The following is a 14,657-nucleotide window of genomic DNA, read 5'->3' as shown; positions in this document are numbered from 1 at the left end:
ACAGGGTCGAGGGCGGCGGCGAACGTTGGGAGCGCTCCCATTTGGGAGCGCTCCCAGGCGCTGAGAGTACTCGGGGTGTGGGAGGTATCGTGTTGCGGGCTGGTGAAAGTGTCAAGGGTCCACGTACGACTCACCCTTCACGGGGCGAGCAGGGGGTGTGGAGTCCGCCCATGTCATTGACCGACAAGGCAATCGCACGCATCAGGGAGATGATCCAGTCCGGCGAACTGCCGCCGGGCGCCAAGCTGCCGCCCGAGCAGCAACTGGCCACAGAGCTCGGTCTGTCCAGGAACCTGATGCGTGAGGCGGTCAGAGCGCTTGTTGTCGCGCGGGTCCTGGATGTCAGGCGGGGAGACGGGACCTATGTGACGAGTCTGGAGCCCGCACTGCTGCTCGAGGGGCTGGGCTCGGCGGTGGAATTGCTCCACGGTGACACCCTGCTGGAACTGACCGAAGTGCGCAGGCTCTTCGAGCCGATCGCCACGGGGCTCGCCGCCACCCGGATCTCCGACGACGACCTCGTCGGGGTCAGGCACCACCTTGACGCGATGAGGGCCGTCCGCGACGATGCCGAGCTGCTCAACGAGCACGACGCCGCCTTCCACAGCGCGGTGATCGCAGCCGCCGGGAACAGGACCCTGGCTACGCTGCTGGAGGGCATCTCCAGCCGCACCGTGCGCGCCCGGGTCTGGCGGGGCATGGCCGACGACCATGCCGGTGACCGGACCATCGCCGAGCACGAGGCAATCTACGCCGCCCTGCTGCGCAGGGACTCCGCACTGGCCGAGGCCGCGGCGCTGATGCATGTGAGCACGACGGAGCAGTGGCTGCGTCAGCACCTCGGCCACGGCGAAACGCGGAGTGGCGCCGTACGAGAATGACCGGCAGTTCGCCTGCGGGATGGTTCAGACGCCGGTGATGGTCCATTCGTTGTTGGTGCTGGAGTTCGGAGTCCACATCACCGCGGTCGAGCCGACCGTGGTGCTGCCCCTGCCGTCAAGGGCGGTACCGGTGCCCCGATTGATGATCTGGTAGCGGTTGCCGCCGAGGCTGTTGAGTGACCACTGCTGGTTGTTGCCACCGTTCCATGCCTCCTGCCGGGCAGGAGCGCCGTTGGCGGAATCGCCCCAACTGTCGGCGGCCATGCCGTTGGTGCGGTTCATGATGCGGTAGTAGCCGTTGCCGAGGTCGATCAGCTGCCACTGGAGATTGGGACTCCCGTCGTAGTTCCACTGCTTGAGGTTGGAGCCGGATGCGACGTCGCCCCCGCTGTCGAGTACCAGTCCGCTGGTCACGTTGGCGATCTTCACCCAGGTGGTGGAGCCGCCCGGCGGGCCCAGGACGGGGATCTCACCGGAGAACGTGAGCTTGACCGTGTACGCCAGCGCACTGAACGGCGGGTTGGACGAGGGCATGGTGAGGTGCAGGCCGGAGGCATCCTGGGTCGGAGCGGGCAGGTTGATGAAGGAGCCGGCGGTGTTGTCGAGCAGTTTGGCGCCGGTCAGGCTGCTGAGGTTGATCCTGTTCGAGTTCAGCGTCGTGATGGTCATGGTGCCGCCCTGCCAGCCCAGCGCAGTGGCGTAGAGCACCTTGTTGTCCCGGCTGCGGGTGAACCGGATGTCCTGCGGTTTGCCGGCCACCGGTCCGGTGAACGAGCCTCCGCCCATCTTGGTGGGGCCCTCGCCATAACTGGCCCAGGCGCGGGTGGCATAGACCGCCTCTCCGAAGCGGCCGAGCCAGTCGCCCATGGCGAGCAGGATCGACCGCTGCCCGGAGGGGATGGTGCCGTCGGCCATCGGAGCGATGTTCAGCAGCATGCTGCCGCCCTTGCTGACCCGGTCGATCAGCGAGTGGAGCAGTGCCTGCGTCGAGTAGTAGCCGATGCCCACCGTGTAGCACCAGCTGGAGGAGGAGATGCTGTCGTCGGTCAGCCAGTAGGGGGTGAGCAGCCCTGCCGGACCGCCGCGCTCGAAGTCGAAGACCTCCCCCTTGTTGTTGAGGCCGTCCTTGTAGGTCGCGACCACGTCCTTGTTCCACGCGACGGCCTGGTTGTAGTAGTGCGCGAGGAACTCGAGCCGGTAGGACTCCTGCACCCGGTCCAGGGCGAAGTCCTGCCAGACCAGGTCCGGCTGGTAGCCGTCGATGATCTCGACCAGCTTGTCGTACCAGAGCTTGTTCTCCGCCGCCGAGCCCAGCTGGCCGTAGAGGATGCGCAGCGTCGGGTCCGACTGGGACGGCACATGGTCGTAGTAGCCGTTGAAGTTGTAGGCGTGGTGCAACGAGGCCATGAACTTCAGCCCCTGCCCCCGGATGGCCTGCGCGTGCAGTCCCACCAGGTCGAGCCTCGGGCCGCGCTGGACCGAGTTCCACGGGTTGGAGCGGCTGTTCCACATGGAGAAGCCGTCGTGGTGCTCGGCGACCGGACCGGCGAACCTGGCGCCCGCGGCCTTGAACAACCGCGCCCAGGCGTCCGGATCGAACGTGCCGCCCTGGGAGGCGAGTTTCGGCGCGAACTGCACGTAGTTGCCGGCCTTGTCGCGGGCGCCGTCGATGAAGTTGTGGTACGGCCAGGCCGAGGGGTCGCCGTAGGTGGCGATGTGGTGCCGGTTCTCGGCCGAGCCGCCGATGTACATGTTGCGCGGATACCACTCGTTCCCGAACGCGGGGACGCTGAAGGCACCCCAGTGGTAGTAGATGCCGAACTTGGCGTCCTGGAACCAGGCCGGGGCCGGGGGGTGCTGGTCCACGGAGGACCAGCTCGGGGTGTAGCTCCCGGGGCCGTCGGTCGCGGCGGCCTCGGGGGCGAATCGCAGCAGGCCGAAGGCCGTGGCCGCGCCGGCCGCCGCCAGCAGTCGGCGCCGGCTGAGCGGCAGGGAGGAGGAAGACATGGGGGGCCTCTCGGGGGAATTGACGGAGGTGGTTGCTGGAACCGGTCACCGGATCAGTCGCGCGTCCACTTCTGGTTGCTGCTGCCGTTGCAGGTCCATAGCTGGAGCAAGGTGCCGTTGGCCGTTCCCGCACCGGTGGCGTCCAGGCACAGGCCGGACTGGACACCGGCGATCGTGCCGTCGGCACGGATCGTCCACTGCTGATTGCTTGCGCCGTTGCAGTCCCAGATGACCACCTTGGTGCCGGGGCTGGTGCCCTGGCCCGAGGCGTCCAGGCAGTCGCTGCCGTAGACGCGCAGCTCGCCGGCCGAGGTGTCCGTCCACTGCTGGTTGCTTCCGCCGTTGCAGTCCCACAGCTCCACCTGGGTTCCGGGCGTCTGCGACTGGTTCGGCACGTCCACGCACCGGCCGGAGCCGACCCCGACGATCGCGCCACTCGTGCCGCCGTCGTTGCCGCCGCTGCCGGGAGTGATGGACAGGTTGTCGAACTGCGCGGTCTCGCCCTGACTGGTCCCGTAGCCGATCTGCCCGGCGGCCCAGGTGTCGGTGGACCAGAAGTTCCCGCCGCCGATCCAGCCGGGCGCTCCCCAGGCGAGTCCGTACAGCTTGATGTCAGGGTTGCGCGCCTTGGCCTGCTCCATCAGCCACCATTCGTAGCCCCGGTCGCAGTTCAGGTCGGACCGGGTGTGCTGGTGACTCGGCTCGGCCCCCGAGGTGGAGTTGGTGTCACCGCCGATCTCGGCCTTGAGGATCTGGAGGGAGGCGCCGTAGCCGGGCCGGAACAGGTAGTCGAGGATCTGGCCACGCTGGGGCTCGGGATAGTCGATCAGGAGTCTGCTGTTGCCGCCCCCGCCGCTGATCGCGCCGACGCCGTCGAAGGTCCGGCCGCCGGACGCGCCGTTGATCGTGATGGAAGTGGCGGCCTGGGCCGGTGCGGCGGCCGTACCCACGATGCCGCCGGCGGTCAGGAGGAGGCCCGCGAGCACGGCCGTCGAGGCGCGCAGGCGCCGTAACACCCGTCTCAATGCTGACACGGTGGGTTCCTTTCGCAGGTCGGAGGTGTCCCGTGGTGCCGCGGTCAGCGGAGGATGAAGGCCTGGTTCGTGCCGGGCGTGTTCTTGCACGGCCACTGGTCCAGTTGCTGCCCCGGGTTGTCGCCGGCGCCGTAGACGTCCAGGCACAGGCCGCTGTTCTTGTTCTGGAACGCGTAGGAGCCGTCGGACTGCCGCACGGGCAGCCAGAGGCGGTTGGCCGCGGTGCCGGGGGCCTGCTGGACGATGTCCGGTACGCCCGCCGCCGTGGAACTGTCGGCCACCGCCACGTCCAGGCCGGAGTTCTGGGCCCGCAGTTCGCCGTAGCCGCCCGAGGCGGTTACGAACCGGAACTGCTGGTTGCCCTGTCCGTTGCAGGCCCACTGGTCGATCGCGGCGCCCGCGCTGCCGGAGTTGCCGTACACATCCATGCACAAGTTGTCGCTGGCGACCACGAATTGGTGGTAGCCGTCAGGGAAGCCGTCGCCGCCCGACGAGGCGGGTGTCAGATAGACGGCGAACGCGTCGTGCGACCCCTGGAACGTGAACGGCACGGTGATCGAGCCGCTCGAGGTGCTCACATTCTGGTCGTATACGGTCTGTGGCGCACTCAGCGGCGCCTGGTCCGGGATGCGGTGCACGGTGACGTGCACGCCGCCGGCGTTCGCCAGCCAGGGTACGGAGGACAGCCCGTCGAAGGTCACGGACGCGGCGCCGGTGTACCCGTTGGAGTCGCCGATGACCGCCACCGCTCGCTTGGCGGAGGAGTCCTCGGCGGCCGAGATCGCCGTCGAGCCGACCTGGCCGGAGGTGTCCACGAGGGTGCCGGTCATATCGGCATAGTCCCGAAGCGCCCACCAGTTGCCGGTCGGCTGCCAGCTGCCCCCGCTCTGGGTCAGGACTCCGGTCAGGTTCGGGATGACGCAGCACACCCAATTGCCGCGCATCGCGTTGGTGTACCCGGACTGCGCGAACCGCGCCAGGTACCAGGCGGTCACCCCGGCGGTCTGCCGGTCGGCCGGCTGGTACTCGTTCGAGGAGAGCGGCAGCGGACCGATGCCCGCCGCGGTCAGGGCGCCGTTCAGGGCCCGCGAGACGGTGACCGGGTCGTCGACATCGCCCTCGTTGTGGTTGGCGATCATGTCCGGCACCGTCCCGGCCGCCTTCACATGCGCGAGCCAGGTCCGCCATTGGCCCGGGTTGCGCTCCGGGGTGAACGCGAATGACGGCCCGACGATCTGCGCTCCGGGGGCGATGCGCCGGATCTCGCGGTAGGCGGTGTCCCACATCTGGAAGTACTGGGCGCTGTTCACCCCCCGGGTCCAGAAGGCGGAGATGTCCGGCTCGTTCCAGATGTCGTAGGAGAACGTGAGCCCCGAGTCCCGCAGCGCTCCCACCGTGGAGTCGATGAAGCGGACCCAGTTGGAGCAGTCGCCGTTGTCGCACGGATACCTCGTGTTCGACGGCTGGCCGCCGTTCGCGCCGTAGATGTCGCTCACCAGCACCTGGTACTGCGCGTGATACGGCGGCTGGGTGAGCCGTTTCGCCTGCGCGACGATCGAGTCGATGTCGGCCCGGGTGGCCGAGCCGTACTGGTAGCCGTCCCTGATCCAGCCGCCGGAGAACCATCCGCCGCCGCGGAAGGCGTTGATCCCCAGCGGCTGGAGGAACTGGTCCGCCGGCCGGCTGCCGTCCTCGCTGATGCCGTAGAGGAACCCCTCACCCACGCCGGTCGACGGCCCGCGGGTCGATGCCAGGTTCACGCTCAGCGACTTGTCCGAGGCGGCCTGGCTCGTGGCTGTCGACAGCAGCGGCAGCACGAGCGCCAGCACGATGCCGGCCACCAGTGCCAGACGGCCGGGTCTCGCTCTCGTCCTCATCCGATCCTCCTGCGGTTCGGCGCTGCTGGGTTGCGGCGCGGGTGATGGACGGGGGCCGGCTTCCGGGGGCGGTGCCCCAGGCACAGGCCGGGCCGGGCGCCGGTGACCGTGCCGTTGGAGTTCAGCGTCCGCTGCTGGTCGGCCTGGCCGTTGCGGCTCCAGATCTCCGGCGGGCGGGATCCTGATGAGGTCATGGGGTGACTCTCCCTCGGGGACAGCGCGCCCGAGAGGATCCACAAAGAACTCTCAGACATCCCATGTCCCCTAGTGATTCCACCGGCCCTTTGCACTGTCAATAGACACGTCTCTCCCAATCGGGACCCGATCCATCCCATGTTTCCTTTGCGCTGGTCAATCGCCCGCACCAAGCCACCTCACGTCGGCGAAGACGCCGGTCACCGAGCGGAACCCCAGCCGGCACACGGCTGGGGTTCTCCGAAGCGGTGAGTACCGGTCAGCAGGTGGAAGTCGCCCACGCCGTCAACCCCTCGTCCACGCGCCGGTAGACCGCACCGGATCGCGATTCACCGTGGATCAGGCAGGTCAGCGCTGGAGGGTAAGGACGCCCGGCCGCCAGGGCAGTTGATCGTAGGGGCCGCCCGCGGAGGGGGACTTGCCCTGGTAGAGGAACTGCAAGTTGCAGGGGTCGATGGTCATGGTCTGGTCGGGGTTGTTGCGGACCAGGTCACCGTGGCTGATGTCGTTGGTCCACGTGGCACCGCTGTTGGCCTTGCCCGCGAAGGGGTTCCTTTCGGTGCTGGCCTGCGGGGTCCACGAACCGCTCAGGCTGGAGGCCGTGAACGAGCGGAAGTAGCGCCCATTCGCACCGATCGCCTCAACGATCATGAGGTACTGGTTCTGGTCCTGAATCTTGTAGACCTGCACCCCCTCGAACAGGTTGTTCCTCGAGTCGCTCATGACCGTCGTGTACGACGAGCCGAAGCTGCCCGGGAAGTTCGCGAGCGGCATGCTCGCTCGGTAGATCTTGCCGTTGTCACCGGCGAAGAACAGGTACATGTTCTGGCCGTCACCGATCAGGGTCTGGTCGATCGGGCCGGTGCCGGAGCCGGAGATGCTACCGGTGAACAGCGGCTGCGGTGAGGACCAGCCGTTGGGGTTGGTGGGGTCGCTCGACGTGCGGTAGATGAAGGGCCACGCACCCCACTGGTACGCCAGCACCCAGATGTTCTTGGGTGCGAAGTAGAACAGCGTGGGCGCCACCGCGGCCTGGCTCATCCCGGCCTGGCCGGCCGACGCCATGTCCGACCAGTTCGTGAAGGGGCTGAACCTCATCGAGCCGTAAGACGATCCCGACACGTTCGACGCGTAGACCAAGTGCTTGCCGTTGTACACCACGTTGGTGAAGTCCTTCAGCGAGACCCACCCGTTCGCCGGCTGCGCCAACACACCCGTCGACGTCCACCGGTACGTCGACGGGAGAGGACACGCGCTGGTGGCCGCCTGAGCCGGGTTGGCGACGAGCGTCGCCGCCAACGAAACCAGGGCGGCAGCGGCGGCGGCGAGCATCACGGACAGACGTTTGCGGCTGAAACTTCCTCTGCGCATGAGGACCTCTTGATTCTTGAGCAAGCGGTTCCGGTCGGCCCCGTCAGGGCTGTCCGGACTGTCGATACGGTGACTCGCTTGGGCGACTTGATGGGGCCATGACATATCAGCCTCTTGCGTCTCCGTCATTTCGACGGCTATGACCCGGAGATGCCCTGCTGTGCGGGTGGAGCAGCTCTACCTCGTTCGCGATGTCGAACAAAGGCCGAAGTATCGAGCAACCTGGATAGTAGGGGACCAGTGAGCCGCGTCAATACCCCTCGCAAGGTTCGCGAGCAGCGTCGAAATCTCTCGCAAGGCTCGCTTTCACCGCAACACCGGCCACGGCTCCTCCGACGGCTCGTCACACACCAGGCGCGCGGACATGGTCAGCGGTATCGCGGCACGAGCCAGGGCGAGGAAGGACTGCTCCAGCTCCTCCAGCGGCTCCGGCCCGCGGCGCCCCTTCGTCCCGGTCCGCAGCGCCGCCGCGCCCCAGGTGCCGCCGCGGCAGCGCCCGCACCACCTCACCCGATCAGACACATGTTCTTCTTATCTTTCGCACAACCTTTACCGTATCTGTGTAGTCAGCATCCACATGCGCCTTCATCGCGTCACCCGGCAACCCTGGCCGAACCGGCTCATCCCGCGGGCGGTCACGCTCGGCACTACGGGGGTCCAGCGTGCAGGCATGCGGCGCGAAGGCGCGTTCGGCGTGGCGCCGTTCACGGCCGAACGCCGGAGCCAGCGCTGCTGATGATTCGAGACCCGATGCCGTCCATCCCCTTGCGTGACGACATGGCTGCGCATAAGTTGACTCGTTGACAATGTCAACGAATCACTGAGCGGCAAATAACGTCATCGATGGTGAACGGTGACGGCTTCCACACGCTCCGCTGTGTCACGATGGCGGTTGTGTGACAGCAGGTACAGGGGGCGCGTTCTGCTGGGGAACGGCGCGAACAGAGCAATGGGGGGCGGCTGTGAGCCACGAATTGATCGATGGCCGGTTCCGCATAGGTAACGTCATCGGCAAGGGCAACATGGGGGAGGTTCACCGAGCGGAAGATCTCCAGGCCGCGGACGGCACCCCCGAACGAAGAGTCGCCGTCAAGACGATTCTGCGCCGCCGCACGGGCACCCGGATCGACACCGCCGCCGACCCCAAGGCCGTGGAGCGTTTCGCCCGCGAGGTGCGGATCATGCGCCGCCTCGACCACCGCAACCTCACGCGGCTCATCGACGGCGGAGTCGCCGAGGACAATGACGGCCTGCCCTATCTCGCGATGGAGTTCCTGGACGGCGAGACGTTACGTGACCTCGTCGAGGAGGAGCGGCAGCTCCCCATCTCCTGGGTCGCCGCCATCGGCGCCCAGATCGCGGACGGCCTCGCCGCCGCGCACACCGCCGGCATCGTCCACCGTGACCTGAAGCCCGCCAACGTCATGCTGACCCAGGGCGGCACGGTCAAGGTCCTCGACTTCGGAATGGGCCGCATCGTCGACGACCCCGACGAGACCCGGTTGACCAGTACGGGCGTCAGCGTGGGCACCGCCCGGTACATGGCTCCCGAGCAGTTCCGGGCCAACCAGGTCACTCAGGCCGCCGATCTGTACGCGCTGGGCTGCGTCCTCTACGAAATGCTCGTCGGCGTACCCCCGTTCACAAGCGAGTCCCCCTACGAACTCGCCCGTAAGCATGTGGGGGAAGCTCCGACGCCCATCGCGGTGATCCGCACGGGGGTCCCCGCCGAGCTCGCGCGTCTCGTCGACCGGCTGCTCGCCAAGGATCCGGCAGACCGCCCCGTGGATGCCGTGGCCGTCCGTGACGCGCTGCTTCCGTTAACCGGAAGGGCCGAGGGCAACGCCTCGCAGATGCCGCACTGGAGCGCTTTGGATCCGACCCGTCCCCTGCGCGAGGACGGCGCCCGGGCCCCCGCCCGTCCGGCCACCGCCCCGGAGCCCGCCCCGCAGCCCGTGCCGGTGACCGCTTCCGGAGCCGGCATGGATGTCTTCGGCGTCCATCGCACGCTCATCGAGGACTACCGCCTCTTCACCGAAGGCGGCACGGTCATCCGGGATGAGCGCATCGAGGCGTTCGTCGAGGATGACCTCAACGCCAAGTCGCAGTGGCCCAACCCCTGGCTCTCGCTCAACCCGTTCTTCAGGAGCGGCGGCACGGTCGCCGAACTGTCCGGACAGGGCGTGCTGCACGAGGAGTGCGCCCGGATCTTCCAGGCCGGGAAGACCGAAGGCGGCACGGTGTGCGACGGCCGTCCCCTGACGCTCCACCAGCACCAGCGCGCGGCCGTCGAGGCCGCCGCGTCCGGCGCGTCGTACGTGCTGACGACAGGCACCGGTTCCGGCAAGTCGCTGGCGTACATCGTCCCGATCGTGAACAAGGTGCTCCGGCAGCGGGACGCCGAAGGGCCCACGGCCCGCAAGCGAGTGCGGGCCATCATCGTGTATCCGATGAACGCGCTCGCCAACAGCCAGCTCAGGGAGCTGGAGAAGTATCTGCGCGACGGTTACGGCGCGGGACGCGAGCCGGTCACCTTCGCCCGGTACACGGGTCAGGAGGACGACGAGAAGCGCAAGGAGATCCGCGACAATCCGCCCGACATCCTGCTCACGAACTACGTGATGCTGGAACTGATGCTGACCCGCCCCGCCGACCGGGCCAGCCTCATCACGATGGCGCGCGGCCTGGAATTCCTGGTCTTCGACGAGCTGCACACCTACCGCGGCAGGCAGGGCGCCGACGTGGCCCTGCTGATCCGTCGCGTCCGCGAGGCCTGCCAGGCGGCGGACCTGCAATGCATCGGCACGTCGGCCACCATGTCGACGGAAGGGCCCCTCGACGACCAGAAGAAGGTCGTCGCCGGTGTGGCGAGCACCTTGTTCGGTACGACGGTGCGCCCCGGGCACGTCATCGGCGAGACCCTGGTCCGCGCGACCGGCGATACGCCGGGCACCGTCCCCGCCGGCCGCCTCACCTCACCCGCCGCGCCGCGCGCGTACGACGATCTGGTGCGCGACCCGCTGGCCCGCTGGATCGAGACCCGTTTCGGCCTGGCCACCGACGAGGCCACGGGGCGGCTGGTGCGCCGGCGGCCCACGAAGATCGAGGTCGCCGCGGCGGAGCTGGCCGAGGAGTCCGGGGTCGGCGAGGACGAGTGCGCCGCCGCCATCCGCGCCACCCTGGAGGCCGGTTCGCAGGCGCGGCATCCGGTGACGGACCGGCCGCTGTTCGCGTTCCGGCTGCACCAGTTCCTCTCCAAGGGCGACACCGTGTACGTCACCCTGGAAGGCAAGCTCTCCCGTCATCTCACCCGCTCCTACCAGCTCGAACAGCCGGGCAGCGGTGGCAAGCTGCTGATGCCGCTGGCGTTCTGCCGCGAGTGCGGCCAGGAGTACCTGACGGTGTGGCGCAACGAGAAGGACGGTGAGGTCCGGTACGAGGCGCGCCGTGACACCTCGGCGACCGGCGGGCGGCAGGGCGACGGCTATCTGTACGTCGACCACGAGCGCGGCTGGCCGTCCAACACCCAGTACGCGGTGGACGACCGCCGGCTGCCCGAGTCCTGGCTGGAGCTGGACGACAAGGGCCAGGAGGTGGTGAGGAAGTCGTATCGCGACCGGGTGCCGCGTGCCGTCACCGTCGATCCGCTCGGCTACGAGGGCCGGGGCGAGCTCCAAGCCGCGTTCATCCCGTCCCCGTTCCTGTTCTGCCTGCACTGCGGGGTGGCGTACGAGCAGACGCGCGGCCGGGACTTCGCGAAGCTGGCGACGCTCGACCAGGAGGGCCGGTCCTCGGCGACCTCCCTGATATCGGCGTCGGTGGTGCGGTCGCTGAAGTCGGTGCCGCGAGAAGCCCTGGACGAGGAGGCGCGCAAGCTCCTCACCTTCGTCGACAACCGGCAGGACGCGTCCCTCCAGGCGGGCCACTTCAACGACTTCGTCCAGATCACCCAGTTGCGCGGCGCGCTGTACCGGGCGGCCGCGGACGCGGGCGAGGACGGCATCCACCACGAGGATCTGGCCTCCGCGGTGACGAACGCGCTCGCCATCGACCCGGCCGACTACACCGGAGAGAGCGACCTTGCGCCGTCGCTCGCCCGCAACGCCGCCAAGACGCTCCGCGATGTGATCGCCTTCCGTCTCTATCTGGACCTGGAGCGCGGCTGGCGCATCACCATGCCCAACCTGGAGCAGACCGGCCTGCTGGAGATCGACTACGAGGATCTGACCTGGGTGGCGGACAAGCAGGACCGGTGGGAGGGAACGCATCAGGCGCTGCGCGACGCGGACCCGGCACTGCGCGCCGAGATCATGAAGGCGCTGCTCAACGAGATGCGCCGCTCCCTCGCCATCGACGTCTCCTACTTCCGCGACGACTTCGACTCGCTCCAGCGGGCGAGCGAGGAGCGTCTGGTGGACCCGTGGGTGTTGTCGGCGTCCGACAAGCCGAGGGTCGGCACCGCCTATCCCCATCCCTCGCGTCCGGGTCTGGACCGCTCCAGTCTGTTCCTGTCCGCACGCGGCAAGTTCGGCAAGTACCTGCGGCGCGCGGACCGGTCCTTCAAGGAGCTGGACACCGGCGATCTCCAGCTCGTCATCGAGGAGTTGCTGAAGGTCCTGAGCAAGGCGGGCCTGGTGAAGGAGGTCTCCGACGCTCCGCAGCGCGCGGGCCGCTACCGCAGGCCGACCGCCCCCGCCGCGACCGGCTACCGGGTGGCCGCGCAGTCGCTCATCTGGCGTGCGGGCAAGGGCGAGACGGGCACCCACGACCCGCTGACCCGCACCTACCCCAGCGGTGAAGGGCCGCGCGTGAACACGTTCTTCCGTGACCTGTACCAGGACGCCGCGCGTGCGCTGTCCGGGCTGTTCGCCCGCGAGCACACCGCGCAGGTCGCGCCGGAGGAGCGGGAGAAGCGCGAGGAGGCGTTCCGCAAGGCGAAGCTGAAACTGCTGTACTGCTCGCCGACGATGGAGCTGGGCGTCGACATCTCCTCGCTGAACGCGGTGATGATGCGCAACGTGCCGCCCACGCCCGCGAACTACGCGCAGCGCTCGGGCCGTGCGGGCCGCAGCGGCCAGCCCGCCCTGGTGACCACGTACTGCGCGACGGGCAACAGCCACGACCAGTACTACTTCCGCCGCTCGGAGCGGATGGTGGCGGGCGCGGTCGCCCCGCCCCGCCTGGACCTCGCCAACGAGGACCTGGTCCTCTCCCACCTCCAGGGCATCTGGATCGCCGAGGCCGGCCTGAAGCTGGGCCGTGCCATTCCCGAAGTCCTCGACGTGTCGTACCCGGACACCGGCGACCGCCCGGACCCCGCCCTGGAGCTGCTGCCCGACATCCTGGCGGCCTCCCGCGACGAGAGCGCCCAGCGACGCACCGTCGACGCCGCCTTACGGGTCCTGGGCCCGCTGCTGCCGGACTTCGTGGACACGACGTGGTGGCACGACGACTGGATCCAGGACAAGGTCCGCACCGTGCCGGAGCGGTTCGACGATGCCTTCGAGCGGTGGCGCAAGCTGTTCCGGGCCGCGCTCGACGACCAGTACATCCAGAACAAGCGCCGCCTCGACTACAGCCTCACCGAGAGCGACCGCAACCGGGCCAACGCCCGCCGCCGTGAGGCGGAGACGCAGCTCAACCTGCTGATGAACGAGAGCGCCGACAGCAAGTCGGTCCTCTCGGACTTCAACCCCTACCGGTACCTGGCGTCCGAGGGCTTCCTGCCCGGCTACAGCTTCCCGCGACTGCCGCTCGCCGCGTACATCCCCACGGTGGGACGCCGCCGAGGTGACGGCGACTACCTCCAGCGGCCCCGCTTCCTCGCCATCCGGGAGTTCGGTCCCGGGGCCCTCATCTACCACGAGGGCGCCCGCTACCAGGTCACGCGCATCCAGCTCCCGCCGGACTCCTCCGGCGACCTGGCCACCAGCCAGGCCCGCCGCTGCGCGCAGTGCGGTTACCACCACGACCCGGAAGAGCGCGCCGACCGCTGCGAGATGTGCGGCGAGCCCCTGGGCGCGGCGACCTACGGCCTGCTGCACCTGCACACCGTGTACACCACACGCCGTGAGCGGATCTCCTCCGACGAGGAGGAGCGGCGCCGCGCCGGCTACAGGCTGGAGACGTCGTACCGCTTCCACGACCACGGCGCCCGCAAGGGCCGGCTGAACGCATCCGTCTCCGACGCCTCCGGCGCACCGGTCGCCGAGCTGGCGTACGGGGACTCGGCGACGGTGCGCATCACCAACACCAGCCGGGTGCGCGCCAAGAACGACGAGCCGCCGGGCTACTGGCTCGACCTGGCCGACGGCCGCTGGATGAACGACAAGGACGCCGCCGAGGCGTCGGGCGACTCCGGCGAGCTGCCCAGGATCGACGCGGACGGCAACGAGCGGCGCCGTAAGAAGCGGGTCATCCCGTTCGTGGAGGACCGCCGCAACATCCTCGTCGTGACCCTCGACGAGCCGCTGCCGGAACCGGTCGCGGTGTCCGTGATGTACGCCCTCGAACGGGGCATCGAGGCCGCGTTCGAACTGGAGGACGTGGAGCTGTCCGGCGAACTCCTGCCACCGGACGACGGCCCCCGTAACCGCATCCTGTTCATGGAGGCCGCCGAGGGCGGCGCGGGTGTGCTGCGCCGTCTCCAGTCGGAGAAGGACGCACTGGCGAAGGCGGCCCGGCAGGCCCTCGCCATCTGCCACTTCGATACGGACGGCACCGACCAGGGCGGCCCGCATCCGGACCGGCCGTGCGCGCTCGGCTGCTACGAGTGCCTGCTGACCTACGGCAACCAGCTCAACCACGCCCTGATCAACCGGCACGCGGCGCGCGACCTGCTGGTGCGGCTCGCGTCGGCGACGGCGGCGAAGGAAGCGCGGAGCGAGTCCCGTTCCGAGCGGTTCAAGCGGCTCCTCGACCAGGTGCCCGCGACGCCCACGGCGGTGGAAACCGCGGTCCGCGAGGCCGTCGCGCAGGACAACCTCCTCACCTGGCTGAAGGCCCGCGGCCTCCGGCTCCCCGACGAGGGCGAAACGCTGATCACCGAGGCCAACGTCCTGGCGGACTACGTGTACCGGCTGCCCGGGGTCAACCTCGCCGTGTTCGTCGACCTGCCGGACACCGAGACGACGGCGCTGCGCGACGAGGAGGCCGAGGAGCGGCTGCTCGACGCGCGCTGGGACGTCATCCGCTTCCCGCACGACGCCGACTGGGACGACATCGTCGCACCCCACCCCCGCTACTTCGGCACGCCGTCCGCCCGCTGAACGCATCCCCCGAGGACTTGACGA

General features: G+C 68.8%; 7 protein-coding genes and 1 pseudogene. 2 read left to right on the top strand and 6 right to left on the bottom strand.

The window, feature by feature from the left end:
- Positions 1-170 precede the first annotated feature (170 nt).
- Entirely contained in the window at positions 171-881 is a 711-nt protein-coding gene (locus LCH29_RS08140) for a FadR/GntR family transcriptional regulator (protein ID WP_446461021.1), read from the top strand.
- A 24-nt stretch (positions 882-905) separates the two neighbouring features.
- Here the strand turns inward: LCH29_RS08140 and LCH29_RS08135 are convergent, their stop codons facing one another.
- From LCH29_RS08135 to LCH29_RS08110, 6 genes and pseudogenes are all read right to left on the bottom strand, one after another.
- Entirely contained in the window at positions 906-2,888 is a 1,983-nt protein-coding gene (locus tag LCH29_RS08135) for an alpha-L-fucosidase (RefSeq protein ID WP_446461020.1), read from the bottom strand.
- Between the two features lie 53 nt (positions 2,889-2,941).
- The gene (locus LCH29_RS08130) at positions 2,942-3,922 is read right to left on the bottom strand and encodes an RICIN domain-containing protein (protein WP_446461019.1); all 981 of its coding nucleotides are present in this window, start codon (positions 3,920-3,922) and stop codon (positions 2,942-2,944) included.
- Between the two features lie 44 nt (positions 3,923-3,966).
- Positions 3,967-5,799, bottom strand: coding sequence for an RICIN domain-containing protein (locus LCH29_RS08125; protein WP_446461018.1), 1,833 nt, complete (start codon positions 5,797-5,799; stop codon positions 3,967-3,969).
- Positions 5,796-5,993 carry a hypothetical protein gene (locus tag LCH29_RS08120; RefSeq protein ID WP_446461017.1) on the bottom strand — a complete coding sequence of 66 codons (198 nt, stop codon included), beginning with the start codon at positions 5,991-5,993 and terminating at the stop codon, positions 5,796-5,798. Before LCH29_RS08120 ends, LCH29_RS08125 begins: the two co-directional genes overlap by 4 nt.
- A 349-nt stretch (positions 5,994-6,342) precedes the next feature.
- Positions 6,343-7,245 (bottom strand): annotated as a pseudogene (locus LCH29_RS08115) (non-reducing end alpha-L-arabinofuranosidase family hydrolase); the annotation flags it as partial.
- A gap of 426 nt (positions 7,246-7,671) precedes the next feature.
- On the bottom strand, positions 7,672-7,887 hold the full coding sequence (locus tag LCH29_RS08110) for a hypothetical protein (protein ID WP_446461016.1): 216 nt from the start codon (positions 7,885-7,887) through the stop codon (positions 7,672-7,674).
- A gap of 440 nt (positions 7,888-8,327) precedes the next feature.
- Here LCH29_RS08110 and LCH29_RS08105 point away from each other — a divergent pair, with 440 nt between their 5' ends.
- A complete protein-coding gene (locus tag LCH29_RS08105) occupies positions 8,328-14,633 on the top strand; it encodes a protein kinase domain-containing protein (RefSeq protein WP_446461015.1) in 6,306 nt (2,101 codons plus the stop codon).
- The last annotated feature ends 24 nt before the right edge of the window (positions 14,634-14,657 follow it).

This window comes from Streptomyces sp. BRA346, from assembly GCF_052851135.1.
Note: the sequence above shows the minus strand (reverse complement) of the source record. Positions and strands in the feature narration are given on the sequence as shown.

Bases quoted from the DNA above. Each gene is read 5' to 3' on its own strand.
- LCH29_RS08140 (WP_446461021.1), top strand. From the start codon at position 171: ATGTCATTGACCGACAAGGCAATCGCACGCATCAGGGAGATGATCCAG.
- LCH29_RS08135 (WP_446461020.1), bottom strand. From the start codon at position 2,888: ATGTCTTCCTCCTCCCTGCCGCTCAGCCGGCGCCGACTGCTGGCGGCG.
- LCH29_RS08125 (WP_446461018.1), bottom strand. From the start codon at position 5,799: ATGAGGACGAGAGCGAGACCCGGCCGTCTGGCACTGGTGGCCGGCATC.
- LCH29_RS08120 (WP_446461017.1), bottom strand. From the start codon at position 5,993: ATGACCTCATCAGGATCCCGCCCGCCGGAGATCTGGAGCCGCAACGGC.